Origin of the sequence: Vibrio sp. 1CM24A, assembly GCF_023161725.1 — a bacterium.
In the GTDB taxonomy this organism is placed as follows: domain Bacteria; phylum Pseudomonadota; class Gammaproteobacteria; order Enterobacterales; family Vibrionaceae; genus Vibrio; species Vibrio coralliirubri.
On record NZ_JALNTS010000017.1, the window covers coordinates 13,024 to 38,213 of the forward strand.

At 41.8% G+C, this 25,190-nt stretch carries 23 protein-coding genes; 6 read left to right on the forward strand and 17 right to left on the reverse strand.

Annotated elements, in window-relative coordinates:
• Window positions 1-371: 371 nt before the first annotated feature.
• Entirely contained in the window at window positions 372-938 is a 567-nt protein-coding gene (gene efp / locus MSG38_RS23475) for an elongation factor P (RefSeq protein ID WP_019822013.1), read from the reverse strand.
• Between the two features lie 33 nt (window positions 939-971).
• Here efp and epmB point away from each other — a divergent pair, with 33 nt between their 5' ends.
• The 3 genes from epmB to MSG38_RS23490 all read left to right on the forward strand — a co-directional run bounded on the left by epmB (window position 972) and on the right by MSG38_RS23490 (window position 3,147).
• On the forward strand, window positions 972-1,994 hold the full coding sequence (epmB, locus tag MSG38_RS23480) for an EF-P beta-lysylation protein EpmB (RefSeq protein WP_248402751.1): 1,023 nt from the start codon (window positions 972-974) through the stop codon (window positions 1,992-1,994).
• Between the two features lie 13 nt (window positions 1,995-2,007).
• Window positions 2,008-2,553: a prepilin-type N-terminal cleavage/methylation domain-containing protein gene (locus MSG38_RS23485; RefSeq protein WP_052880184.1), complete on the forward strand. Its 546-nt coding sequence runs from the start codon at window positions 2,008-2,010 to the stop codon at window positions 2,551-2,553.
• A gap of 105 nt (window positions 2,554-2,658) precedes the next feature.
• Complete coding sequence (locus MSG38_RS23490) at window positions 2,659-3,147, forward strand: MgtC/SapB family protein (RefSeq protein WP_059021701.1); 489 nt, start codon at window positions 2,659-2,661, stop codon at window positions 3,145-3,147.
• Window positions 3,148-3,212: 65 nt separating this feature from the next.
• Here the strand turns inward: MSG38_RS23490 and MSG38_RS23495 are convergent, their stop codons facing one another.
• From MSG38_RS23495 to MSG38_RS23520, 6 genes are all read right to left on the reverse strand, one after another.
• Window positions 3,213-4,691, reverse strand: a complete 1,479-nt coding sequence (locus MSG38_RS23495) for a sensor domain-containing diguanylate cyclase (protein ID WP_248402752.1) — start codon at window positions 4,689-4,691, stop codon at window positions 3,213-3,215.
• A 192-nt stretch (window positions 4,692-4,883) separates the two neighbouring features.
• Window positions 4,884-5,441: a hypothetical protein gene (locus tag MSG38_RS23500; protein ID WP_017068001.1), complete on the reverse strand. Its 558-nt coding sequence runs from the start codon at window positions 5,439-5,441 to the stop codon at window positions 4,884-4,886.
• Between the two features lie 457 nt (window positions 5,442-5,898).
• Window positions 5,899-6,240, reverse strand: a complete 342-nt coding sequence (locus MSG38_RS23505) for a four helix bundle protein (protein WP_086972024.1) — start codon at window positions 6,238-6,240, stop codon at window positions 5,899-5,901.
• A 281-nt stretch (window positions 6,241-6,521) separates the two neighbouring features.
• On the reverse strand, window positions 6,522-8,159 hold the full coding sequence (gene groL, locus MSG38_RS23510; protein WP_248402754.1) for a chaperonin GroEL: 1,638 nt from the start codon (window positions 8,157-8,159) through the stop codon (window positions 6,522-6,524).
• Between the two features lie 51 nt (window positions 8,160-8,210).
• A complete protein-coding gene (locus MSG38_RS23515) occupies window positions 8,211-8,501 on the reverse strand; it encodes a co-chaperone GroES (protein WP_017061289.1) in 291 nt (96 codons plus the stop codon).
• Window positions 8,502-8,663: 162 nt separating this feature from the next.
• Entirely contained in the window at window positions 8,664-8,903 is a 240-nt protein-coding gene (locus MSG38_RS23520) for a hypothetical protein (RefSeq protein ID WP_248402755.1), read from the reverse strand.
• Between the two features lie 39 nt (window positions 8,904-8,942).
• On the opposite strand from MSG38_RS23520, the gene MSG38_RS23525 reads away from it, so the two are divergent.
• Together MSG38_RS23525 and MSG38_RS23530 are read left to right on the forward strand one after the other, a co-directional pair.
• A complete protein-coding gene (locus tag MSG38_RS23525; RefSeq protein WP_248402756.1) occupies window positions 8,943-10,286 on the forward strand; it encodes an MATE family efflux transporter in 1,344 nt (447 codons plus the stop codon).
• 138 nt (window positions 10,287-10,424) lie between these two features.
• The gene (locus tag MSG38_RS23530) at window positions 10,425-10,907 is read left to right on the forward strand and encodes a methylated-DNA--[protein]-cysteine S-methyltransferase (RefSeq protein WP_248402757.1); all 483 of its coding nucleotides are present in this window, start codon (window positions 10,425-10,427) and stop codon (window positions 10,905-10,907) included.
• A 1,166-nt stretch (window positions 10,908-12,073) separates the two neighbouring features.
• Here MSG38_RS23530 and gpmM read toward each other — a convergent pair.
• Window positions 12,074-13,606: a 2,3-bisphosphoglycerate-independent phosphoglycerate mutase gene (gpmM, locus tag MSG38_RS23535; protein WP_248402758.1), complete on the reverse strand. Its 1,533-nt coding sequence runs from the start codon at window positions 13,604-13,606 to the stop codon at window positions 12,074-12,076.
• Between the two features lie 350 nt (window positions 13,607-13,956).
• Between gpmM and wecA (MSG38_RS23540) the strand changes: the two genes are divergently transcribed.
• Window positions 13,957-15,021, forward strand: a complete 1,065-nt coding sequence (gene wecA, locus MSG38_RS23540) for a UDP-N-acetylglucosamine--undecaprenyl-phosphate N-acetylglucosaminephosphotransferase (RefSeq protein ID WP_248402759.1) — start codon at window positions 13,957-13,959, stop codon at window positions 15,019-15,021.
• 288 nt (window positions 15,022-15,309) lie between these two features.
• Here wecA (MSG38_RS23540) and wecA (MSG38_RS23545) read toward each other — a convergent pair whose 3' ends face one another.
• The 9 genes from wecA (MSG38_RS23545) to MSG38_RS23585 form a co-directional block, all read right to left on the reverse strand.
• Window positions 15,310-16,413 (reverse strand): UDP-N-acetylglucosamine--undecaprenyl-phosphate N-acetylglucosaminephosphotransferase, encoded by a 1,104-nt coding sequence (gene wecA / locus MSG38_RS23545; protein ID WP_248402760.1) that lies wholly within the window; start codon window positions 16,411-16,413, stop codon window positions 15,310-15,312.
• 102 nt (window positions 16,414-16,515) lie between these two features.
• Window positions 16,516-17,382, reverse strand: a complete 867-nt coding sequence (gene galU / locus MSG38_RS23550; protein ID WP_248402761.1) for a UTP--glucose-1-phosphate uridylyltransferase GalU — start codon at window positions 17,380-17,382, stop codon at window positions 16,516-16,518.
• Between the two features lie 188 nt (window positions 17,383-17,570).
• The gene (locus MSG38_RS23555; RefSeq protein ID WP_248402762.1) at window positions 17,571-18,737 is read right to left on the reverse strand and encodes a nucleotide sugar dehydrogenase; all 1,167 of its coding nucleotides are present in this window, start codon (window positions 18,735-18,737) and stop codon (window positions 17,571-17,573) included.
• A gap of 46 nt (window positions 18,738-18,783) precedes the next feature.
• The gene (locus tag MSG38_RS23560; RefSeq protein WP_248402763.1) at window positions 18,784-19,602 is read right to left on the reverse strand and encodes a glycosyltransferase; all 819 of its coding nucleotides are present in this window, start codon (window positions 19,600-19,602) and stop codon (window positions 18,784-18,786) included.
• 38 nt (window positions 19,603-19,640) lie between these two features.
• Entirely contained in the window at window positions 19,641-20,711 is a 1,071-nt protein-coding gene (locus MSG38_RS23565; RefSeq protein ID WP_248402764.1) for a polysaccharide pyruvyl transferase family protein, read from the reverse strand.
• Between the two features lie 23 nt (window positions 20,712-20,734).
• Complete coding sequence (locus tag MSG38_RS23570) at window positions 20,735-21,634, reverse strand: glycosyltransferase family A protein (protein WP_248402765.1); 900 nt, start codon at window positions 21,632-21,634, stop codon at window positions 20,735-20,737.
• 39 nt (window positions 21,635-21,673) lie between these two features.
• Window positions 21,674-22,687 (reverse strand): glycosyltransferase family 2 protein, encoded by a 1,014-nt coding sequence (locus MSG38_RS23575; protein WP_248402766.1) that lies wholly within the window; start codon window positions 22,685-22,687, stop codon window positions 21,674-21,676.
• A gap of 122 nt (window positions 22,688-22,809) precedes the next feature.
• Complete coding sequence (locus tag MSG38_RS23580) at window positions 22,810-23,535, reverse strand: O-antigen ligase family protein (protein WP_248402767.1); 726 nt, start codon at window positions 23,533-23,535, stop codon at window positions 22,810-22,812.
• A gap of 430 nt (window positions 23,536-23,965) precedes the next feature.
• Window positions 23,966-25,189: a glycosyltransferase family 4 protein gene (locus MSG38_RS23585; RefSeq protein ID WP_248402768.1), complete on the reverse strand. Its 1,224-nt coding sequence runs from the start codon at window positions 25,187-25,189 to the stop codon at window positions 23,966-23,968.
• Between the last annotated feature and the right edge of the window lies 1 nt (window position 25,190).

Sequence of the window (25,190 nt, forward strand, 5' to 3'; positions counted from 1 at the left end):
AAGAGCTTAAGAGCAGATGCGGGATTCGAGTAATCGAGATTCGAAGAGCTTAAAAGCAGATGCGGGATTCGAGTAAACGAGTATCGAAGAGCTTAAAAGCAAATGCGGGATTCGAGTAATCGAGTATCGAAGAGCTTAAAAGCAGATGCGGGATTCGAGTAATCGAGATTCGAAGAGCTTAAGAGCAGAAAATAGAAAGCAGAGCTAGGTTATCCAGCTCTGCTTTTTTATTGTTTGTCGAATATCTCGCATCCCGTTTACTCGTATCTGCTCTTCCCGCTCTTCGTATCCCGCATCTCGTTTACGCGCATCTGTTCTTAAGGTACAAAAAAAGGCCGCATAAGCGACCTTTTTCAGATACTTGAAGTAAATTACTTCACACGACCAACGTATTCGCCAGTACGAGTATCAACTTTAACAACTTCACCGATAGCGATGAATAGAGGTACGCGAACTACCGCGCCTGTTGCTAGAGTTGCAGGCTTACCGCCAGTACCTTGTGTGTCGCCTTTAAGGCCAGGATCGGTTTCAGTTACTTCGATCTCAACAAAGTTTGGCGGAGTAACAGTGATAGGGTTATCATTCCACAACGTTAGAGTACAAACATCATTTTCAACTAACCATTTTGCTGAGTCAGCGACTGCTTTTACGTCTGCTGCAATTTGCTCAAATGTTTCGTTGTTCATGAAGTGGTAGAATTCGCCATCGTTGTATAGGTAGCCTAGTTCAACGTCAACAACATCTGCAAGCTCAAAGCTTTCGCCTGATTTGAATGTTTTCTCTAACACTTTGCCTGACAGCAGTTTACGAAGTTTTACACGGTTAAACGCTTGGCCTTTACCTGGCTTAACGTATTCATTGTCGATAATTGAGCAAGGCTCGTTATCTAACATGAATTTTAAACCGCCTTTGAATTCATTGGTGCTTACTGACGCCATGATTTTCTCTTCCACATCTTTGAGTTAATTTCAATGCCGCATATCATAACCCGAAAAGTCGAATCTGTTGAGCAAAACTGGCTCAAACAACTATCGAATGCGATCTCTGACCCGACAAAACTGCTTGAGGCATTGGAAATAGACCCAACACCGTGGCAAGCAGGCTTCGCTGCTCGTGAGTTATTTGCACTTCGGGTACCTCTTAGCTTTGTCGAACGAATGGAAAAAGGCAACCCACACGATCCATTGCTACGACAGGTTTTACCGCTAAGCGAAGAGTTTGAGGTACACCAAGGCTATTCCGCTGATCCACTGGAAGAGCAAGAGAACGCAATTCCGGGCTTACTGCACAAATACAAAAATCGTGCACTGATGATTGTGAAAGGCGGTTGCGCAATTAACTGCCGCTACTGCTTCCGTCGTCATTTCCCTTACCAAGATAACAAGGGCTCGAAGTCTGTTTGGCAAACCAGCCTCGACTATGTGGCGGCTCACCCAGAGATCAACGAGGTTATCTTGTCAGGTGGCGATCCACTGATGGCCAAAGACAGCGAACTAGAGTGGCTGATTCATGCCATCGAACAGATTCCACATGTAAAGACCGCTCGAATTCATAGCCGATTACCGGTTGTGATTCCCGCTCGAGTAACGGATGAACTGTGCCAATTGTTAGCTCAAACTCGCCTTAATGTGATGATGGTCAGCCACATTAACCATGCTAACGAAATCAACTTAGAGCTCAAACAAGCCTTCCACAAGCTTAAGTTAAGCGGTGCTACTCTGCTCAACCAAGGCGTGATGCTTAAAGGCGTAAATAACAGCGCTAACTCATTGAAAGAATTAAGCGAAAAGCTATTCGACGCCGGTGTTTTACCTTACTATATGCATGTGCTTGATAAAGTTCAGGGCGCCGCTCATTTCTATATTTCTGATGAAGAAGCCAAGCGTCACTTTAAGGGATTAATCTCTGAGGTTTCTGGCTACCTCGTACCTAAGTTAACTCGTGAAATTGGCGGACGCAGCAGCAAGACACCGCTCGATCTACACATTGAATAGAGAAGTTGTATCAATGAAACACAATACCTCAGTGACTCCACCAGCAATCACATCTCAACCAGCGCTTAAGTTCAGCTCAAGAGGTTTCACCATCATCGAGCTGGTCGTGGTGATCGTAATTCTAGGTATTGTGTCGGTCACTGCTGCTTCTAAGTTCCTCAACCTGCAAACTGATGCGCGCATCTCGACATTAAACGGCCTTAAAGGCGGAATGGAGGGTGCAAGTGCTATGCTTTATGGTAAGACATCAGCACTAGGCTTGGATAAGGCTGTCAGCGCATCGATTAACGTTGAGGGTGACGATATATTGGTCGCTTACGGTTACCCTGCAGCGATGAACGATCAAACTTGGTCAATGCTTATCGAATCCACGTTCTTGGATGCGGTTTGGGATACGGGCAGAGCTGACTGGTTCTTTACCAACACTGACGCGAACGATGGCATTATTCTTTATGCGCCTTCGAGCCGAAAAAATCAGGCTGATAACTGCTACCTTGAGTACCAAGAAGCGACAGAGACCACGACACCAGTCTTCACCTTAACAACAGACGGCTGCTAGACTTTACGTCACCTTTATCAATCGTTAAGACAAAAAGTTTTTGTTCGATCGTCCGGTCTATTATTAGCATACTCGGCTCTATTCTAAATTTTTAGGAGGGGTGATATGACACAATTTATAGAACAAACTCTCAACCTTGCCCCCTTTAGCTGGGCAGGACTTGCAGCATGCACGCTGTGTGGTTCGTTAATCGGCATCGAGCGACAAACACGTGGTAAACCGGTAGGGATCAGAACATCGATTCTGATCATCAGTGGTACCTATTTCTTCCTTACGATGGCGATTAGCCTTTCCCCTAACACGCTCGATCAAGCTCGTGTGCTTGGTCAGATCATTACTGGGGTTGGTTTCCTTGGCGCTGGGGTCATGATGACATTGGATGGAAAGATTCATGGCGTGACTTCAGCCGCGATTATCTGGGTGCTCGCTGCATTAGGTATGATGATCGCACTTGGTCACCTTTCGCAATCGGTCATTATCACGCTAATGGCGCTAGTGATTCTGCTTGGTGTCGATAAAGTGGAAAACAGTTTCCAAAGCCTGCGCCGTGGTGTTCACCAAAAGTGGATGAGAAAAGGTCGAGTGAAGAAGTAACCTCAATCTGAGACAGACATTAAGAAGGCCTAGTCACACGACTAGGCCTTTGTGTATCCAACTCATTAATACACCTGAATGCACACCTGATTCTTACCTGCAGCCTTTGCCTTATAAAGCTGCTCATCCGAGGAGCGAATACTTTGGTTTTCCCACAAGTGCCCTACGCTGTCGAACTTATACAGAGAGTAGAGCGTCGCGCCACCAGACACTGAGATACTAATCTTGTTACCCGTAGGGCATCGATAACTCTGTAGGCTAATGTCGTTTTGAATTCGCTCAAAGATCGATGAAAGCAACTCAGACGATTCACCCGTAATCGCGACAACAAACTCTTCGCCACCAAATCGAGCCACGATATCTTGCTGTCTAACGCTGTTCAGCATCAACCGAGCAACATGGCAAATCACCTCGTCCCCCACTTTATGGCCATGCTGATCATTAACGACTTTGAAATCATCGATATCAAACACGCCAACACCAATAATCGGCTCTTCATCTTGCGCCAGTAATCGAGCCTCAAAGCCACGTCGATTCAGCAAGCCCGTTAATGGGTCGCGCATTGCTAGCTCATTTAAACGCTGGTGCTCTTGTCTTGTATAGAAGCGCCATAGCCATAAAACCGAGAGCAGATACAAAACCAACAGTATCGAAAGCTGAATCTTCTCCATTTCCAAGATATGCAGAAAGTGCTCGCTCTTGTCTTCTTCAATACTCAGATATAACTGGGTGTCAATGTCATCAACATACAGAGGTTTGGAATAAGTAAAGTCCATAAAACCGTATTTGTTTGCGCCTCGCGTACTGGTGACTTTGTAGCCATGGGTAGGGTTTGAGACTAGGTTAGAGACATAGCCATCGACACCCAACACCCCTTTAAACTCACCATTAACGTAGATTCCTTTGGTTAAGGTCACCACTTTCTGACCTGTCAGGTAGTCATCATATTGGCCGGTATACACCACTTGGTCTTGCCCTTGAGCTAAGCCAAAGCGAATCGTATTCACCCAATAAGGCCTGCTATTCACAACCGAATCAAAGGTGTCGCCCTTGATGTAACTGGCAAAATCAGAAGGCGAAGAGATAATGAATTTCTCTTTTGAAATGAAGTAAATCGCAGAAATGGTATCTATGGTATTGGCAAAATAAGCCATGGTCGGCGCGATGAACAGGCGCTTACCCGCTTCGGTATAAAGGTCCGATTTCGGGTTGCACATCTCGCGAGGGCCAGAGAACATAAAATCAAAACGAGGGGCATGTTGCTCCTCACTGGTGAAGTAACACGTCTCACCCTCGATCTTTTTGTCATGCGAGAATACGTAGGTATCCCCATGCAGTGGATAAAGCGCAGTGATGTTGTAATCAAGCGCATTTATGATCTGTGTGAGCTCCGCTAAAGAGCGTGTCACGCCTTGGTTTTCCATTCCATACTGCTTATCTGATTCTTCCGCTGAATCAACGAGCAACAAGCTCAAAACTACTAAAAAACTGGCGGTCAGGCCTAAGAAAGCCTTTTTAAAATCGACGGTATGGTGGTTAATCAAAGCATATAAATCATCATTGGGAATTTATCGCACATTGTACTTATAAGTAAAAATACTGCAACAGGAAATATAAAACAATATGCTTATCCATTTTGGAGGGGCGTTTGGAAATCTATAAGAAAATGCTGAGTTGCAATAACGCCTAAGTCAGATGCACTTAGGCGTTATGAATCACTATAGTAACACTAAGCCTTACTTAGCAAAGTTTACAATCGGGAAGCACGGGAAGAAACCGTTATCAGCACAGTTGATCAGACCAACTTGTACACCTTCGATTTTGTTGGTTTTGTTGAAGATACCAACCTGAACCGTAGACACTTCTGAAAGGTTCGCTGCACCAACATCAACCATAGTGTTACCTTCTGAGTAGTTTACAAAACTCACGTTCGCGCCTTTCACATCATTAGTAATGTTCACAGCACCAAGGTTAACACCGGTTGTTTTACCCGTATTCCAGTTGAAGAAACCCAGAGATGCACCGGTCATTTCTTGGTTCACTTTTGATGCACCAAAAATACCCAGGTTCACACCTGTGGTCGTTTGCGTCTCAGACATACCAACAACGGCAAGATCGACACCTTTAAGGTCGTTTACTTGTCCGTGAAGCAGAGCCAAACGCACACCGCCAACCGCATCTGAATCAGGTGCGTTGAAACCGTTAATCGTTGAAAACATAACAGGCGAAGAAGCAAATGCCGCCGGTGCCATTACTGCTGCAGAAACAGCAAGTACTGAAAGTAGTTTTTTCATTGGGGGAGTCTCCACTGACTTATTGTTGACTTGATTAATCCATTTTCAATCAAGCATTTATTATCCTTTATTCAACAGCTATCCATGTTAGATCAATGTCATAACTGTACTGTTGAATATAAGCCGCTAAATCATAAAGAGCAATGGAAAAGCAGATACGGGATTCGAGTAAACGAGATGCGAAAGGCAAAGAACAGAGATAAAAGCAGATGCGAGTAGACGAGATGCGAAAGGTTAAGAGCAGAGATAAAGCAGATGCGGGATTCGAGTGAACGAGATGCGAAAAGCAAAGAGCGGAGATAAACGAAGATACGGGATTCGGGTAAACGAGATGCGAAAGGCAAAGAGCGGAGATAAACGCAGATACGGGATTCGAGTGAACGAGATGCGAAAGGCAAAGAGCGGAGATAAAAGCAGATACAGGATGCGAGTGGCGAGATGAGAAAAGCAAAGGAAATTATTGTTCTAGTGACTTGATTAAAGCTCCTAACATACGTGAGATTTGAAGCGCTTCAGATTGCCATTGCTCACCAACGTCCCTAGGAATAAATCCAACTTCAACGCCTATATCGGCTTGAGTTGCAAATTCACCTATAGAGCCCTTAGCGATAGCGAAGAAATGCCGACGTTCTTTGAGAGATTTTCGCTCGCAACCTTCAGCGATATTACTGGGTACAGATAAAGCACTGCGAGTAATCTGGTCTTTGAAACCAAAATCTCTACACATAGACATTCCCCGATAAACATTTATCGATAATTGCCGGCTTCGTTGCCAAACATCAAGTTTTCTATAAAGCACAATTCTACCTAAAGACCGAAAACATAATCATCTCAAAAGCACCCAACAGAAAAGTTCTAGAAAAGCACCAAACCTAGAGACTTCTGTTCAGTGGTCGCTTGTAATTTCGAACTTGCTCTTAATCTTTTCGTATCCCGCTCACTCGAATCTCGTATCCGCTCTTACGCTCTTCGCATCCCGATTACTCGCATCTCGTATCTGCTCCATAAAAAAACGGAGACCGAGGTCTCCGTTGTCTAAAGCTTATGTATGGCTCTCTCTGTTACGAGAAAGGGGGATGATTACATCATGCCGCCCATACCGCCCATGCCACCCATATCAGGCATTGCAGGAGCTGAATCTTGAGGCTTGTCTGTGATCATCGCTTCTGTTGTGATCATAAGACCAGCAACTGATGCAGCGAACTGAAGTGCGCTGCGAGTTACCTTAGTTGGATCTAGGATACCCATAGCAATCATGTCACCGTATTCGCCAGTCGCCGCGTTGTAACCGTAGTTACCTTCGCCAGCACGAACGTTGTTAGCAACCACTGATTCTTCATCACCAGCGTTCTTAGTGATTTGACGAATCGGAGCTTCCATTGCACGTAGTGCAACACGGATACCGACGTTTTGCTCTTCGTTGTCGCCTTCAAGGCCAGCAACTTTAGACGCAGCGCGGATAAGTGCAACACCACCACCAGCAACCACACCTTCTTCAACAGCAGCGCGAGTTGCGTGAAGTGCATCTTCAACGCGGTCTTTCTTCTCTTTCATTTCAACTTCAGTCGCAGCGCCAACTTTGATTACTGCAACACCGCCAGCTAGCTTAGCTACGCGCTCTTGAAGTTTCTCTTTGTCGTAGTCAGACGTTGCATCTTCGATTTGTTGACGGATTTGAGAAACACGACCTTGGATCATTGTCTCTTCACCCGCACCATCGATGATAGTCGAGTTTTCTTTAGTGATAGTAATACGCTTAGCTTGACCTAAGTCTTCTAGCGTTACTTTCTCAAGGTCTAAACCGATCTCTTCAGAGATAACCGTGCCGCCCGTTAGGATAGCGATGTCTTGTAGCATAGACTTGCGACGATCACCGAAACCAGGCGCTTTAACAGCCGCCACTTTCACGATACCGCGCATGTTGTTCACAACGAGAGTTGCAAGCGCTTCGCCTTCTACATCTTCAGCGATGATTAGAAGTGGACGAGATGCCTTAGCAACCGCTTCTAGAGTCGGAAGAAGTTCACGAATGTTCGAAACTTTCTTATCGATAAGAAGGATGAATGGGCTTTCTAGATCAACAGAACCGGCTTCTTGGTTGTTGATGAAGTAAGGAGATAGGTAACCGCGATCGAACTGCATACCTTCGACTACGTCTAGCTCGTCTTGTAGAGCCTGACCTTCTTCAACGGTGATAACGCCATCACGACCTACTTTTTCCATCGCTTCAGCAATGATGTTACCCACTGTCGAATCCGAGTTCGCAGAGATAGTACCTACTTGCGCGATAGCTTTAGTATCTGAACATGGAACTGAAAGACCTTTTAGCTCTTCAACCGCTGCGATAACCGCTTTGTCGATGCCGCGCTTAAGATCCATTGGGTTCATGCCAGCAGCAACGGCTTTTAGGCCTTCAGTGATGATAGCTTGAGCAAGAACGGTTGCTGTAGTTGTACCGTCGCCCGCTGCGTCATTCGCTTGCGAAGCCACTTCTTTAACCATTTGTGCGCCCATGTTTTGGAACTTGTCTTCAAGTTCGATTTCACGTGCAACAGAAACACCATCTTTCGTGATCGTTGGTGCGCCAAATGATTTGTCTAGAACAACGTTACGGCCTTTAGGACCTAGCGTTACTTTTACCGCGTCAGCCAGAACGTTTACACCTTCTAGCATTTTAATACGTGCGTCGTTACCAAATTTAACGTCTTTAGCAGCCATCTTTATTTCCTTTAAATTCTTTATTCAGTCAGTTCAGGTTTATGGGTCGGATTACTCAACGATCGCCATGATGTCGTTTTCAGACATGATCAGAACTTCTTTGCCGTCGATTTTTTCAGACTTAGTGCCGTAGCCTTCAGCGAAGATAACAGTGTCGCCAACTTTAACGTCCAATGGTTGTACTGAACCGTTTTCTAAAATGCGGCCTTTGCCAACAGCTAGAATTGTACCGCGAGTTGATTTTTCAGCGGCAGAACCAGTTAGAACGATGCCACCAGCAGATTTAGATTCAACTTCTTGGCGCTCAACGATAACTCGGTCGTGTAGAGGACGGATATTCATCGGTCAGATCTCCTGATAATTTCCATTTAATTTGATAGTTGCCACGATTGGCATGGGGTTAAAGAGTATGTTGGGGCGATGTGAAAGATCCCAAGGGGTGAAAGGGAAAAATTGTGATCGAAAGAGCAGATTCGGGATGCGAGTAAACGAGATGCGAAGAGCTTAAAGATAAGAGCAGATACGAGATACGGGTAAACGAGTAGCGAAGAACTTAAGAGCAGTTGCAGGATGCGAGTGAACGAGTAGCGAAGAGAGGAACACAAGAGAATCGCCTTCTTTGTTTTTGCTTTTCGTATCTCGCATCCCGTTACCCTCATCTAATTCTTTGTATCTGCTCTTCAAGCTCTTCGCATCCCGAATCTCGTTTACTCGCATCTGCTTTTCTTCCCTTCCCGCCCGCATCTGTTTATCCTACGCTTTTAGATTCTATCGGCGCTTTACATGCAAGATAAGCACGGGCTATTAACTGCCCCAATTGAGAGTACATTGCGTACCATGACCATACCGACCATATTCGGCATGGTGGCGATCTTGATGTTTAATCTCGTCGATACCTTCTTTATCTCATTGCTGGGCACGCAAGCCCTTGCTGCGGTGAGCTTTACCTTTCCAGTCACCTTTGCCATCAACTGCATCACCATGGGGATTGGTATTGGCTTATCGACATGTATCGGTCGATTGCTTGGCCAAGGCAGCGCACAAAATGCAGCACGCTTTACTTGTCACGGTTTATTACTTGCGGTGCTTCTTGTTGGTTTTGCATCAACTCTGGGGCTAGTAACACTAGAGCCTATGTTTACCCTGTTAGGGGCAAAGCAAGAGTTGTTGCCGCTGATATCGGAATACATGACAGTCTGGTATCTCGCGATCCCATTGTTGGTCATTCCCATGGCAGGCAACAGCGCGATTCGAGCGACCGGTGATACAAAAACGCCCGCCAAGATCATGCTACTGGCTGGGCTTATCAATGGTGTTTTAGATCCGCTACTTATCTTCGGGTATGGGCCTTTCCCTGAACTGGGGATTCAAGGCGCTGCGATTGCCAGTGGTTTCAGTTGGTTTGGTGCGTTGTGTGGCTCACTGTATGTGTTAACCATACGAGAAAAACTGCTTGCACCTCCTAAGCTGACAAGCATCGTCAGTGACTGGCGACAGATTCTAAAAATAGGCACCCCAGCGGCTTTGTCTAACGCGCTCAATCCATTAGCCGGCGCCATTATTATGATGATGTTGGCCAAACAAGGAACTGAAGCCGTTGCTGCTTATGGCGCTGCCCAGCGTATTGAATCCATTCTTATCATTGTGTTGATGTCTCTGACCTCTGCCCTTACGCCTTTTATGGCGCAGAACTTTGGCGCAAACAACCCACAGCGCAGCTTTAAGGCACTGTTTCTGAGTATGCGTTTTGCTGTGATGTTCCAAGGTTTGATTTTCTTAATGATGGTGCCGTTGAGCATTCCTTTGGCTGCCCTGTTCTCTCAAGAAGAATCCGTCCGAGGCATATTGTGGCATTACCTGTTAGTCGTTCCCTTTAGCTATGGATTCCAAGGCATTGTGATGATGCTGATCAGTGGGATGAATGCCATGCATCAACCACTCAAAGCCTTTCAATGGAGCTTCATGCGTTTGTTTGTCTTTACCTTGCCCTTTGCGTGGATAGGCAGCCAAATTGATGGTGTCGAAGGGTTGTTTATAGGCTTAGCCTTGGGGAACATTGTCGGCGGTATTTCAGGGTATTGTTTTGCACTTCGTGTAAGGGCTAAAGCAGATACGGGATTCGAGTAATCGAGATGCGAAAAGCCTAAAATGGCAGATGAGAGATTCGGGTATCGAGATTCGAAGAGCCTGAAAATCAGGTACTAGATACAAAAAGATTAAGAGTAGATAAGAGATACTAAAGACTATAAAGAGGGAAAACAGCCCATGGAAGACAGCACTTACAAACAGCTTTATGACGCACCGATTGGCAAGATGATCATTGTGAGTAATGGTGTGTCGCTTATTGAAATTGACCATGTAAATCATGAAGAGCTAATGACTAGCAATCCAGATGACCTTTGCCAACTGGCGACGAAGCAGTTAGATGAGTACTTTGCAGGTCAACGAACAGAATTCGATTTGCCATTAAGAGCGATAAAAGGCACGGACTTTCAAAAAGCCGCTTGGCAGGCTTTGACAACCATTCCTTATGGTGAAACCATCAGTTACGGTGAACAAGCAAAGAGAATGGACAACCCAAAAGCCGTAAGGGCAGTCGGTGGTGCGAACGGCAAGAACCCATTTAGTATTGTCGTTCCCTGCCATAGAGTCATCGGCGCGAATGGAACATTAACCGGCTACACCGGCGGCATGAGCCGCAAAGAATGGTTGCTCGATTTTGAGCGTTCGGTTTTGAAAGCGAGATGAGAGTAAACGGGGTGCGAGATACGAAAAGCATATAGCTTAGATGCGAGTAAACGAGCGGCGGGATACGAGACGAAAAGTAACAAGATAATACAAAAAGACACGACTCATACTTAAATCCAATCCCGCATCCGCTCTTAAGCTCTTCGTATCTCGTTTACTCGTATCCCGTATCTACCCTTTGTTTGACAACGTCATTCCCTACAGCGAGGCACGAGCGTGATAGGGAATCTCTCTTTATGTTGAACACCGAATATGACAAGTAATACGTGGCATGAGATTCCAGATATTTCGTTCCTCAATTCTGGAATGACAGTCTAGAGCAGATGAGAGTAACGAGACTCGAGATGCGAAAATATATAACAGCTCTCATTCTGTTAGTGACCCGCTTACTCGCATCATGCACCAGCCCTTAAGCTCTTCGATATTCGCTTACCCGAATCCCGAATCTGCTTTTAAGCTCTTAGAATCTCGTTTACGCGCATCCCGTATCTGCCCTTAAGCTCTTCGCATCTCGCCTACCCGTATCCCGTATCTACCCTTAAGCTTTTCGAATCTCGTTTACTCGTATCCCGAATCTGCTCTTAAAGCTCTTCGAATCCCGATTACTCGAATCCCGCATCCGCTCTTAAGCTCTTAAGCTCTTAAGCTCTTCGTATCTCGTTTACTCGTATCCCGTATCTACCCTTTGTTTGACAACGTCATTCCCTACAGCGAGGCACGAGCGTGATAGGGAATCTCTCTTTATGTTGAACACCGAATATGACAAGTAATACGTGGCATGAGATTCCAGATATTTCGTTCCTCAATTCTGGAATGACAGTCTAGAGCAGATGAGAGTAACGAGACTCGAGATGCGAAAATATGCAACGGCTCTAACTCTGTTCGTGACCCGTTTACTCGCATCCCGTACCTGCCTTTAAGCTCTTCGCATCTCGCCTACCCGTATCCCGTATCTACCCTTAAGCTTTTCGAATCTCGATTACCCGCATCCCGTATCTGCTCTTAAGATCTTCGAATCCCGTTAACACGAATCCCGCATCTGCTCTTACGCTCTTAAGCTCTTCTCATCCCGTTTACTCGCATCCCGTATCTATACTCAAATTCCAGATACAAAAAAACGGCCACACTCGCGTGCAGCCGTTCTAGTATTCGATGAAAGTTAAAAGCTATTTAACGATCACATCACCTGACATTTCAGCTGGAATATCAATACCAGACAGAGAAAGCATCGTTGGTGCTAAGTCAGACAGCTTACCGCCTTCTTTGAACTCAACGTCTTTGCTACCTACATAGATAAGTGGAACAGGTAGGTTAGTGTGCGCCGTGTGGATGCCGCCCGTTTCTGGGTTTACCATCATTTCCGCGTTACCGTGGTCCGCAGTGATAAGCAGTTGGCCATCGGCCTCTTTGATTGCTTCGACCACTTTACCAAGACATTCGTCTAGCGACTCTACCGCTTTAACTGCTGCATCGTAAACGCCAGTGTGACCAACCATGTCACAGTTAGGGAAGTTACAAACGATAGCGTCGTATTTGCCGCCTTTGATCGCTGCAACTAGCTTTTCAGTTAGCTCTGGTGCGCTCATTTCTGGCTGTAGGTCGTACGTTGCTACTTTTGGAGAAGCAACAAGCTGACGCTCTTCGCCTTCAAACTCGTCTTCTTTACCACCGTTGAAGAAGAACGTCACGTGTGCGTATTTCTCTGTTTCAGAAATACGTAGCTGCGTTTTGCCTTCTTTCGATAGCCATTCACCGTAGGTGTTCTCTAGAGAAGCCGGTGGGAATGCACATAGAAGCGGGATGTCGGCTGCGTATTGAGTCAGCATCACGAAATCGATCGCTGGGAATACGTTACGAGCAAAACCGTCGAAGCTAGGTACGAACGCACGTGTGATTTCACGAGCACGGTCGGCACGGTAGTTCATGAAGATAACCGCATCGCCATCAACGATAGCGGCAGACTCTTCGCCTTCTGCTTTGATTTCAGTCGCTTTCACGAACTCATCGTTTTCGTCACGAGCGTAAGCCGCTTCTAGGCCAGCAACAGCTGTGTCGAATGTGAATTCTGCTTTTGCTTGAGTCAGCAGGTCGTAAGATTCTTGAACGCGATCCCAGTTGTTATCACGGTCCATTGCGTAGTAACGACCAATCAGCGAAGCCACACGGCCTTTGCCTAGCTTAGCGAACAGTTCTTGGAAACGTGCCAGTGTGTTTTCTGCGCTACGTGGCGGCGTATCACGGCCGTCTAGGAATGCGTGTAGGTAGATTTTCTCTGCGCCACGCTCTGCTGCCATTTCAACGGCTGCGTAGATGTGATCTTCATGAGAGTGAACGCCACCTGGAGACATAAGACCCATGATGTGAACCGCTTTCTCGGCTTTAACCGCTTTGTCGATAGCGTTCACTAGCGTTTCAGTTTGGCCGAACTCGCCGTCTGAAATTGACTTAGTAATACGAGTAAGATCTTGGTATACCACGCGACCCGCACCAATGTTGGTGTGACCCACTTCAGAGTTACCCATTTGGCCATCAGGTAGGCCTACATCTAAGCCAGAAGCCGAGATTAGCGTGTTAGGTTGGTTAGCAATAAGACCGTCTAATACTGGTGTTTTAGCGTTCGCGATAGCGTTGTCTTGGTTGTCTTCACGGTAACCGTAACCGTCAAGGATCACTAAAGCCATTGGCTTCTTAGCTGACATAGGACTGACCTCGTTCAATTCAAAATAAATCGGTATAAAAACAAATTAGCGTAATTTTACTACAGTTTACAGTCAAAACTGTAGTGGAAGATCAAGAAAGGGCGCAGGTAGGATGATCGAATGTGAAAAAAAGCGTCATTTTGTGTTTAAGGGTCGCACAAACCTTGAGCAACAGTATTTAGGGAAATATCGCTGTCGTCATTCTGTATTAACACTGAGTTACATACTAAAACCCAATATCACACTCAAAAAACAACGAACAAAACATACTCAACTGAGTGTACACATTGATGGTTTTAACGTAAGATACACGCAAATAAAATTATCATAAAAACTGGCTAGAGTTCATTATGTTATTAGAGCTATCATTTGTTGGCTTCTTCTCCTTTTCCTCACTCTTTTTGATGAGAAAAGTGGCAAAATCCATTGGCTTAGTGGATAAACCGAATGAGAGAAAGTTACACACTGGTGCGATCCCATTGGTAGGTGGTATAGCGATCAGCTTAACCATTGGCCAATTCATCGTTACCCATCCAGACGTCATCCCGCATAGCCCACTCTTTTTAGCTTCTGTTATTGCTCTTATTATTATCGGGGCGCTTGATGACAAATTCGACATTAGCTTCAAAATACGACTGGTGGTGCAAGCAATACTCTCCATCGGCATGATGTATTTCGCCGACATTCGATTAGATAACATTGGTAACCTGTTTGGTACTGGCGACCTGCATTTAGGCTTCCTGAGCCCTGTAGTAACCATACTCGCAGTGATTGGCGCGATTAACGCGTTCAATATGGTGGATGGCATTGATGGGTTGTTAGGTGGGCTTGCTATTGTAACTTTTGGCGGTATCGCCGTTTTACTTCAAGTCGACAGCCAACATGGCTTAGCGTATTTATGCGTGGTGTTCATTGTCGCAACCATTCCTTATATCATGATGAATCTTGGTATTCTTGGGCGTGAGCGTAAGGTTTTCATGGGAGATGCTGGCAGCATGATGATTGGATTTACTGTGATTTGGCTACTGTTAGGCGCAAGCCAGGACCCATCAGAAGCCATGATACGACCGATCACTGCATTGTGGTTGATTGCTGTCCCGCTAATGGATATGGCCGCGATCATGTTCAGACGTGTGCGCCGCGGTGACTCTCCCTTCAAGCCCGACAGAGAGCACCTACACCACATATTCCAGCGCCTTGGTTTTACATCACGCCAAACGCTCGCCATCATTTGTGCTATCGCAAGTAGCTTTGCTGGCTTCGGTATCTACGGTGAATTCCTAGCGATAGCTGAATCGACCATGTTCATCCTATTTATGATTTGTTTTGCTTCATACACTGTAGCCATGAGCTATGTTTGGCGCATCACCAGCTGGATTAGAAGTTTGCGTAACCTTCCAGAGAAAGTGTACTAGTGATTAACAGTGTATTAATGGTTTAGTTTCCAGAAAGTACGTTCAATGAACGAGCTTTCAAGTCAAAAATTCTCAAGCTAAACGTAAAAAGGGCCCAAACTCGTATTGAGATTGGGCCCTTTTGCTCATTATAGCTTGAGTTATGGCAACCAGAAAACTGAATGGGCTAATCATCATCAACAACAACAACAACAACAACAGACAACGATGAATGAAACAGGCGATAAGGGGAGCTAACTGCCGCTGATATAAACATGAGAATGTTGGTATTTCTTCACTCCCATCACCTTATAATACTGCAGCTTCCTCAGATGGTTTTTCCTCTAGCTTCTTCCACTTTCTTACAATCTTCGCCATTTTAAACGAGTGTGTCATCGCGTAGGTGTGGAATGTGAAACACGCCATAATGGTGTAGAACATGATGTATTCAGGCACTTGGAAGTATTCGCCCAATAACCCCAACGTTGAGTACAGCAACTGCACCAAACAGATCACCACTAACGACTCACGAGGGGTAAAGCCGATACGCTGCATAATGTGGTGAAAATGCTCGCGATCCGGTTTAAACGGAGAATGCCCTTTGCGAATCCGACGGATCATAATGGCCATCATATCAATCAAAGGCACTGCGATTAGCCACAAGGCGGTGACAGGGCGAATAATATAAGGCCCCTCTTGAGACTGCGTACCACCAATCAACACCCAAATCACAATAAAGCCGATCATCATGCTACCTGCATCGCCCATAAACACTTTACGCAGTTTGCCAAAATACCCTAAATTGAACAGAACAAAGGGTAATAAGATCACCACCATCACAGCCATAAAAAAGGTGTAAAACTCGAGTTCATAAGCAAAGAACACCACACCCAACGATGCAAACACTACCATGCTTAAGCCACCCAGCAGCCCATCAATACCATCGACCATGTTAAAGGCGTTAATCGCAGCGATCACGGCAATGACAGTAATAATGCTATCGAGCATCACAGGGAAATCTAGTACGCCTAAGCCGAACACATCACCAACATGAGAGAGGGTTAATCCAGAATAATGCATGATGATCATAGCTAAGATGGCTTGCACACCCATTCTAAGCTTAAAGCTGATATCAAAACGGTCGTCGGCAACCCCAATCAATACCAGTACCGTTAAGCACGCTGCCGCTATCTCTACATTATTGAACTCATCTGCATTCACGTAAAGGAAGTACAACACGGTGATGCAGAGAGAGAGCCCGCCCACCAGAGGAACCACACCATCATGGTGTTTTCTGGCATTCGGTTTATCGACTAGACCAATGGCGTAACCCACTTTACGCATGCAGTACAACACCGAAAAGGAGAGAAAGAAGAACAGAGAAAGTTCGACAAAGTATTCAAACAATGACATTAATTTAAGCCTTGGGGATTGTTAGAAAAAGATGATTCAATGGAACAATCAAGCGACAGCAATAAAGATAAAAACTATCGCAATTCATCGAATCTATATGCGCTACACCTTTTCAGTAGCAGTTTGGTCCATTTCTGCTTTGCTGCCTTTCAAGTAGACATTTTTATAACAGTAGTTCGTCGCCTCGATGTAGCCATCGACGCTACCGCAATCAAAACGCTTACCTTTAAACTTGTACGCAATCACACAACCCTTTTGGGCTTGCTCTAACAACGCATCCGTAATTTGGATTTCGCCGCCTTTACCCGGTTGAGTGTCTTCCAAAATATCGAAGATGTCTGGGGTTAAGATGTAACGCCCAATGATCGCGAGGTTACTTGGCGCTGTACCTTGATCAGGCTTCTCGACCATATCGGTAATACGAATCAGGTCATCACTTAAGTGCTCACCGGCAATCACGCCGTACTTGTGCGTTTCAGATTCTGGCACTTCTTCTACCGCGACAATAGAGCAGCGGAACTGACGATACAGCGCCGCCATTTGCTCAAGTACGCCTTTATCTTCGTTAATGCACAAGTCATCAGCCAGAACGACTGCAAACGGGTTATCACCAACCAATTCTTTGCCCGTTAAAATGGCATGCCCAAGCCCTTTCATTTCGCGTTGGCGAATAAACGTGTACTGAGCTGAATCAATCAAAGAGCGAATGTCATCAAGCAAAGGCTCTTTGTTAGTACCTTGGATCTGGTGCTCAAGCTCGTAGTTTTTATCGAAGTGGTCCATCAATGAGCTTTTACCACGACCAGTGACAACGGCCATACTGTTCATGCCCGCTTGAATCGCCTCTTCAACGCCATACTCAATAAGCGGCTTATTAACGATAGGCATCATTTCTTTCGGCATGGATTTAGTTGCAGGTAAAAAGCGCGTGCCATAACCAGCTGCTGGGAATAAACAGTGTTTAATCATGAATAGTTTTCTTTATAGGTTTTAACTGACGGATATATAAAATATTGCGGATGATATTGAGGCATTTGCGCCCCAAAATAGAGCCTCGAGCTAAGCTGAGGCACAATAATTATTAGAGTTTTGATGTCTACTTAAATATGAACGGCCCAAAGTAATGCACACTTGAGGCACTACTGGAAAGAACAGAACTAGTCGCTGCCGAATAGATCTCGGGTATAGACCTTATCAGCCACATCTTGCAGCTCTTCCACCATACGGTTTGAAACAATCACATCCGACATCGCTTTAAACTCGGCCAAATCTTTGATCACAGCAGAGTGGAAGAACTCTTTTTCTTCCAGTACAGGTTCATACACAATTACTTCAATGCCTTTGGCTTTCAGGCGCTTCATGATGCCTTGGATGGAAGATGCTCGGAAATTGTCAGAGCCTGACTTCATGATCAAACGGTAAATACCAACACATTGTGGGTTACGCTTGATGATGGAATCAGCCACAAAGTCTTTACGGGTAGTATTGGCATCCACAATCGCGCCAATGATGCTGTTTGGCACATCTTCATAGTTGGCACGCAGCTGTTTAGTATCTTTCGGTAAGCAGTAGCCACCATAACCAAATGACGGGTTGTTATAATGCGAACCGATACGAGGGTCTAAGCCAACACCTTCAATAATCTGACGTGCGTCTAAACCATGAGACTCTGCGTAAGAATCGAGCTCATTAAAGTAGGCAACGCGCATTGCTAGATAAGTATTCGAAAACAGCTTAACCGCTTCCGCTTCGGTTGAATCGGTAAACAAGACTTCAATATCTTGTTTAATAGCGCCTTCAACAAGAAGGTTCGCAAACACCGTTGCACGCTCACTACGCTCACCAACGATAATACGAGACGGGTGTAAGTTGTCGTACAGCGCACGACCTTCACGCAAAAACTCGGGTGAGAACAGCAGATTTTCGCAACCTAACTCGTCTTTAATACGTGCGGTATAACCCACAGGTACAGTCGATTTAATTACCATCACCGCATTGGGGTTGATCGCCATTACCTCTTTAATCACCGCTTCTACTGAAGAGGTATTAAAGTAGTTAGTTTCTACATCGTAATCAGTAGGTGTAGCAATAATGACATAGTCAGCGTCTTTATAGGCTAACTCTTTATCGAGTGTGGCAGTGAAATTCAGCGATTTATTGGTCAAGAAATCGGTGATTTCCGTATCCACAATTGGAGACTGCTTATTATTCAGCATCTCTACTTTTTCAGCTACGATATCAACCGCAACGACGTCATGATGCTGAGCAAGCAGCATCGCATTTGACAGACCTACATAGCCTGTGCCAGCAATAGCAATTTTCATGGTTTAATACTCCAAAAAATAAAAGTATTTGAGGTAGGAAATGAAATTAACGAAAAGCTTTATATGCCAACTTCAACAAAGGTACTGGAAGAATATGAAATAATAATCTAGAGGATATTTTTATAAAATTTGAAAGAGATACTTTTTTCAAAATAAACATATATTTAAATCGTATTATAAATTCACTCATCGCCTTGTCCCCTCCCTTTCTTCGACTGACCGTATCTTCGGTCAAGCGATAATCTAACAAAGGTTCACTAAGGTTCGCGAATTTAAAGCCTAATTGAAGTAAGTGAAACCAAAGAGCCATATCTTCTGTAAGAGTTGTATCAACTGGATACCGAATCCCTGTTTTGAATATTGAACTTCTAAACATTACAGATGGATGAATAAAAGGGCATCGCGCAATACTAAAATTCAATAAACTTTGATGATCTGTTGGCAAACACTTTGTATCTAAAGCATATGATGCTCCAAATTCATGACAAAAAGTCCCACAAACAGAGATATCAGGGTTATTATCTAAAAATCCAATCTGCTTTAAGAATCGATGATCCCGACAAATGTCGTCACTGTCCATTCTTGCGATGAACTCATATTTACTATTTTCGACCCTATCAATTAAAGCATTTAACGCAAAAGCGAGTCCAAGATTTTGTTCTGAATAAACACATTGAACCGAATCATTCGTCTCATAATTTTCAAGTGTAGACTGTAATTCATCACCGATCGGCCCATCTCTGTATATATACAGATCGACAATGTCTTTTTGCGCTAAGACACTTTCGATTGCTTGTACTAGAAATTCAGATTTATCAGATCGATAAACGCTCATAATTACAGCAACTCGCTTTGTCTTGAACATATAAAACTCCTGTAGTTTAAAAGAGTAAATGTAAAAACTTAAGACAAATTAGATTTCAAATAATCGAGTGAGCGTTTTTTCTCAACTGAAATTATTTTATTTGTATTATCATAGTCAATCGGAGAAGTTAAAACATCTTCCAACATGTTAATATCTTTAACAACTCGATCTGATTTATCCATAGTATCCAATAGTGAGGATAATTTCTCGTTATTAGAGCTTCTGATTAATGTGGCAAACTTTTGATTAGTAATAATTGAAAATATACTTCCATGAAAAGTATCTGTAATCACAAAATCCGCATTTTTTACATAAGAAAGAACTTCAAAAGGGTGAGGTGTTACGACTTTATCGCACCAAGAAAAATAAAACCCAATAGAAATAAGCTTCTTCTTATGCTTTTTTGCAAACCGAACAATCTCATCAATCTCATCACGGCCAGAGATTCTATTGGGATAAGTGTAAATCAATATATAGTTACTCTCATCTATATCAACTAAGTGTTGACTAAAATCATAAATAAATACAGGGTCGACATTCATTATAGGATTTACACCTAATAACTCATTGACTACCTTTACTGAGTTTTTATCTCGGACAGAAATCGAAGACATTTTTGACATTGAGTTTGATATTTCTGATTCTAGATTATATTGTTTAATATCAGAAATTCTGGTGTTACTAAATGACCCTGCATATGATATCACCTTAGAAGCTTCAGGAATTGAGCCATATAATTGCTTTGTGAATCCCCAAGGGGTAGGTTGTGCAAAGTGAAAAACCTCATCACTGCCTATAACTGCGATATCATAAGAGTCATACTTTTTTTTATTTAGTCCTAGTTCTTCAAAAAACTCCGATTTAAATCTTGAATTTAGTTTTCGATGTTGTTTGTAAATTTTAAAAAAGTTAATATTTAAAAACCTCTCTACAAACTTTTTAAAATATAAACTTTTACTTCGTTCAAGTCCTTCTAATTGAACTCCCGGAGTAATATCGAGATATTCACATTCATGCCCTAAAGATTCGATTGTTTTTCGCAGAGCAAAAGACTGCATAAAAGAACCATAATTAACGACTCTTTGCATTGATAGTATTGCTATTTTCAATTTCGATTCCTACTTTTTAGACTTTAGATTTTAGATTTTATTTTTAATACTAGAGAAGGCTTAACAAATGAAGCGATAAAAAATTTCACACTATTTGAATTTGGGCTCAGCCTAAACGATTTAATAAAAAGGGACCGAGCTTGAGAATTATTCCCACTTTTCATTAATCTTTTTCCCATCGCATTATATCGTTGACAAAATCGTTTTCTCTGCAACTTTAAAGGTAAATCATTAATTAGATGAGCATGTTTTTTATCTATATACTCTATTGCAGATTTATTTTTATCAGCACTAGAGGTCAGTTGACTGATACTTTGGTGTACATAATAATAAATCAAGTCATCCGATATAAAACCAACTTCACAAATTTGTGCAATTCTAATCCAAAGATCATAATCCTGTAACTGAGGAAGGTTTTCATCAAATCCTCCGGCTTTTTCAAAAACTTTACGACTTAAAACAACAGTGGAAGTTGTGCCTATACAATTATCTGTCAAAATTATTTTTGAAATATCGCCATTGAACTTAGGCTTGATGCTATAACGTATATCTTCACCTTCCGTAACAACTTCGATACCAGTATAGACTAAGCCCAAATTAGAATTATTTTTCAACATTTCGACTTGCAAAAACAGTTTGTTAGGAAACCAAATATCATCATCATCTAAGAATGCAACGTATTCACCATTTGAACTGCGTACACCGGTATTACGAGCAAAGTTTGCTCCTTTAGAGTTCTTGATCTTAATATAAGAAACCCTAGAATCTTGATAACTAGATACTAAGTTTTCTGTATCATCTGTTGAAGCGTCATCGACAACAATAACTTCTAAGTTCTCATAAGTTTGTGTTAAGACACTATTAATAGCCCTATCAAGCATTATTGAACGATTATGGGTAGGTATAACGACACTTATAAGCATATAAACCCCTCACTAATTTTATTCAGATTACAGCACAAATCAACTATCAACACTATTTTTAACTATTCTATTTTGTCTGATTATTTCAAGTCTAGATATCAAGTAAGGACTTATAGATCCGAAAATTAAAAGGCTCTTACGATAAAAACTTAAATCAGCATTTCTTAAAAAAGAAAAACAATTGAATCGAACAAATGAAAGCCACTGTCGGTATTCACTATAATACGAATTATGGACTCCATTTAATCTAAGCTTTACTAGCGCACCTAAGCGATATAAACAAAGATGGTATTTAAACATATCCAAAACTCGAGCACTTTGATTTATTAGGCTATCACCAATAATAATCAGAGACTTTTCTCCATTTCTCACTTTGGATATATCAAATTCGCTCGTGGCAGAAGATGCATTATTTTTTCTATAATAATAAACCTTTTTATTTCCGACAACAGCTCTATTTATTGATTGAGAGACTTCTATAATAAATTTCAGCCCTTCACCATAAAATAGATTTTTGTCGAAAAATATATTATTATCGACTAATAATTTTCTGCTATATATCTTGTTCCAACAACCAACCGTAACACTTGGTGATAGCAACAATGTAATAGCCTCTTCAGAAGAGATCTCACCAACTAGATCTGACTCTATTTGTTTTTCATTCTTACCCACAAAACAATTAGTAGAAAAAGCAAACTGTGCTTGTGATTCTCCAATCAGACCTAGCATATATTCAACATGATCTAAGGATATATAGTCATCACCATCAATAAATATTAAAAAATCCCCGCTAGATTCTTTAATTCCAGTATTTCTTGCAACACTAACACCGGAGTTGTTTATGTCTATGAGTCTTGCTCGTTCTTCACCTTTAATTGTGCTAATAATTTTATTTTTAGAGTCATCAGTTGAACCATCATTAATTACTATCAACTCTATATTTTCATAACTTTGACCAAGAATTGATTGTATACATTTCTCTATATATTGATTAACATTATAAACTGGGACTATAATTGAAACAAGAGGTGTATTTACTTGTTCTTTTATCATAAAAATACCATTTTAATTTTAGATTGAGAGTTCACTAATATGGTTGAAATTCATATCATCAATAGTTGCTCAGAATGCCGAATAAAATGTAAAGACTTACTTTTATCAACTAATAACAAAAGTTAAGCTTTTCTCTGTTGTTCTTTTGAAAAGACTAAAGCAAAAATCAACCAAATATAATAACCTTTGAAGGAGAAATCTTCTACAAAGAGCATTACTATAAAACAAAAAAATATGGCCGCAGACGAGTTACTTACACTCTTACATTTCTTTAAGATTGATGCCAACAATGTTAGAAATACCGTCAAACCCAAAAAGCCATATGAGACAAAAACATTGAGATATGCATTATCTAATATCGTCCTCCAGATCGTTCCATTAAATAAATATTCGCGCTGAAAATTTAGACCACTTCCGAGTATAACATTTGAATTAATATACCCTAATGCATACATAAACAACTCTGAACGACCGGACCCACTCAAAATAGAATCTATAGAAAACCTACTATCTGAGTTTGAATAAAAACCCAAAAATGGAACAATAATCATTCCTATTGCTAGTAAGGGAATCAAATAAATAATATTTTTCTTGTTACTGAGAACACTAAATATTATTAACATTAAACAAATAGCAATTACTGACGTTCTGCTTAATGACATGTAAGATAGAATCATAGCAAATAAAAATAAAAATAGCGCCATGACTCTTTTATGTTTCCCGTAGAATAATAGTGCAAATGACATCGTCAAAAAGGAAATAAAACCTAGGATATTTGGATTATTTGTTGCACCACACATTCTTCTATTCCAAGATTTGCCGCACTGCCACAACGCATCTTCATGCATTGTAAGTCTTGGAAGCCCCAAAAACTCGGTAGCTATCGAGACCAAAAAGAATACCGTTATTACAATAAACGACAAGTTCAAATAGTACGATTGATTTTCTACTCTATAAAAATATGATAACGTCCAATATACCAAGAATCCAAAAATAAAGTTTAATAAATAATGTGACACTCTACTATTGTCATCACTAAATAAATAACCAGAAAATAGATATAAAGAGATTAATAGAAAGTAAACTAAAACTAACGGCTCCATGTGCTTTACTTTATAACTTAAGAGAACAACCCATAGAATAAAGAAAAACACTCTTATTATATTTAATATTGGAAAACCAGATATATATAAATTTTGAGTTTCATAAATGTAAGAATCAAAAAACACCAAAACTAGGCAAAATATGAACAATGCTGTTTGAATTGCTATTTTCATATTACTTAATTTTATTGTATAAACAGAATGCTAACTTATATAAAGATTTAAATCTATATATATATGGGAATTTTTTTTCGTTAAATTTTATACACTTATTTATCAAACTTTCATCAAAAGTAGATACCTTGACTTTCAATATCTCATCCACTAGTTTTATCGAATTCATCTCCCAATCAAATGACTTTGTGGCAAGTTCTCTAATTCTAGTCTGGATTTCCGGATTATTTATATAATTATTTTTTGATTTTATCATTTTATCTTTCAAATCAATATAACAAACTTCATTTTGAGGCCAATAATAACCATCATATCTGGCAAATAACTTCTCAATTTTTACTACTTCATCATATTCAGAATGTACAAACTCGTTCATTGGTCCATCGTCAGGCACTATAATCGGCATCCCGCAAGAGATAGCTTCACAAACAGTTAACCCAAGGCCATCAAGTCTGGATGGGTAAACATAGATATCACCATAGTGATAAGCGCCAGGGGCTGCTAAAGTTTGGTCAATAATAGTAATATTTTCGCCCAGAAGCATAGAGTATCTAGCAATTTCTTCTTTTGTTAGTTCAGATGTTAAATTAGAACTATCTAACTGAGTATGTATAATTAATTCAGTACCAATCAACTCTTCGTCTGAAAAACTTAAATATGCTTTCAACAATAGATCAGTACCTTTTCTATGTGGATTCATTCCACACGAATGAAAGAACCTTACATTATCACTGCAACTCCTTGCTTCAGATGCATCAAATAGAGTTACATCAGTACCCCATGGTATAAAAATAGCATTCTTGTGATGTTCAAACGCTTTCAAATGTTTCTTCGTATTACATACAACGAAATCATAAATATCAAAACAAGGAATCATCAACTCTGTGTAATAGTCAATATATGCACCGGTTCTTAAACCTAATTTTTTACAGTATATTATAGGCTCAAACCAGACTTGTTCATTAAAAAGTATAAAGTCAAACTGATTTTGATCAATCCACGACTTAAACTCTCTCATTTCAACATAGTTATATATTGGGAATGAATTGGACTCCTGCCAGTATACATCTTCACTATCCCAGTTAGGGTTTCCTTTAGCAAAACCCTCACCACCTCTAGCATAAATTTTGACTTCATGTCCATCATTTTTAAATGTTTGCATGTATTGTCTTGATACATATGCGGCTCCACGCTCAAACCACGTAGTAACGATACCGATTTTCATT

Coding starts and splice junctions, on each gene's coding strand:
- efp (WP_019822013.1), bottom strand. CDS start 938: ATGGCGTCAGTAAGCACCAATGAATTCAAAGGCGGTTTAAAATTCATG.
- epmB (WP_248402751.1), top strand. CDS start 972: ATGCCGCATATCATAACCCGAAAAGTCGAATCTGTTGAGCAAAACTGG.
- MSG38_RS23485 (WP_052880184.1), top strand. CDS start 2,008: ATGAAACACAATACCTCAGTGACTCCACCAGCAATCACATCTCAACCA.
- MSG38_RS23490 (WP_059021701.1), top strand. CDS start 2,659: ATGACACAATTTATAGAACAAACTCTCAACCTTGCCCCCTTTAGCTGG.
- MSG38_RS23500 (WP_017068001.1), bottom strand. CDS start 5,441: ATGAAAAAACTACTTTCAGTACTTGCTGTTTCTGCAGCAGTAATGGCA.
- groL (WP_248402754.1), bottom strand. CDS start 8,159: ATGGCTGCTAAAGACGTTAAATTTGGTAACGACGCACGTATTAAAATG.
- MSG38_RS23515 (WP_017061289.1), bottom strand. CDS start 8,501: ATGAATATCCGTCCTCTACACGACCGAGTTATCGTTGAGCGCCAAGAA.
- MSG38_RS23520 (WP_248402755.1), bottom strand. CDS start 8,903: ATGCGGGCGGGAAGGGAAGAAAAGCAGATGCGAGTAAACGAGATTCGG.
- MSG38_RS23525 (WP_248402756.1), top strand. CDS start 8,943: ATGCAAGATAAGCACGGGCTATTAACTGCCCCAATTGAGAGTACATTG.
- MSG38_RS23530 (WP_248402757.1), top strand. CDS start 10,425: ATGGAAGACAGCACTTACAAACAGCTTTATGACGCACCGATTGGCAAG.
- gpmM (WP_248402758.1), bottom strand. CDS start 13,606: ATGTCAGCTAAGAAGCCAATGGCTTTAGTGATCCTTGACGGTTACGGT.
- wecA (WP_248402759.1), top strand. CDS start 13,957: ATGTTATTAGAGCTATCATTTGTTGGCTTCTTCTCCTTTTCCTCACTC.
- wecA (WP_248402760.1), bottom strand. CDS start 16,413: ATGTCATTGTTTGAATACTTTGTCGAACTTTCTCTGTTCTTCTTTCTC.
- galU (WP_248402761.1), bottom strand. CDS start 17,382: ATGATTAAACACTGTTTATTCCCAGCAGCTGGTTATGGCACGCGCTTT.
- MSG38_RS23555 (WP_248402762.1), bottom strand. CDS start 18,737: ATGAAAATTGCTATTGCTGGCACAGGCTATGTAGGTCTGTCAAATGCG.
- MSG38_RS23560 (WP_248402763.1), bottom strand. CDS start 19,602: ATGTTCAAGACAAAGCGAGTTGCTGTAATTATGAGCGTTTATCGATCT.
- MSG38_RS23570 (WP_248402765.1), bottom strand. CDS start 21,634: ATGCTTATAAGTGTCGTTATACCTACCCATAATCGTTCAATAATGCTT.
- MSG38_RS23575 (WP_248402766.1), bottom strand. CDS start 22,687: ATGATAAAAGAACAAGTAAATACACCTCTTGTTTCAATTATAGTCCCA.
- MSG38_RS23580 (WP_248402767.1), bottom strand. CDS start 23,535: ATGCATGAAGATGCGTTGTGGCAGTGCGGCAAATCTTGGAATAGAAGA.
- MSG38_RS23585 (WP_248402768.1), bottom strand. CDS start 25,189: ATGAAAATCGGTATCGTTACTACGTGGTTTGAGCGTGGAGCCGCATAT.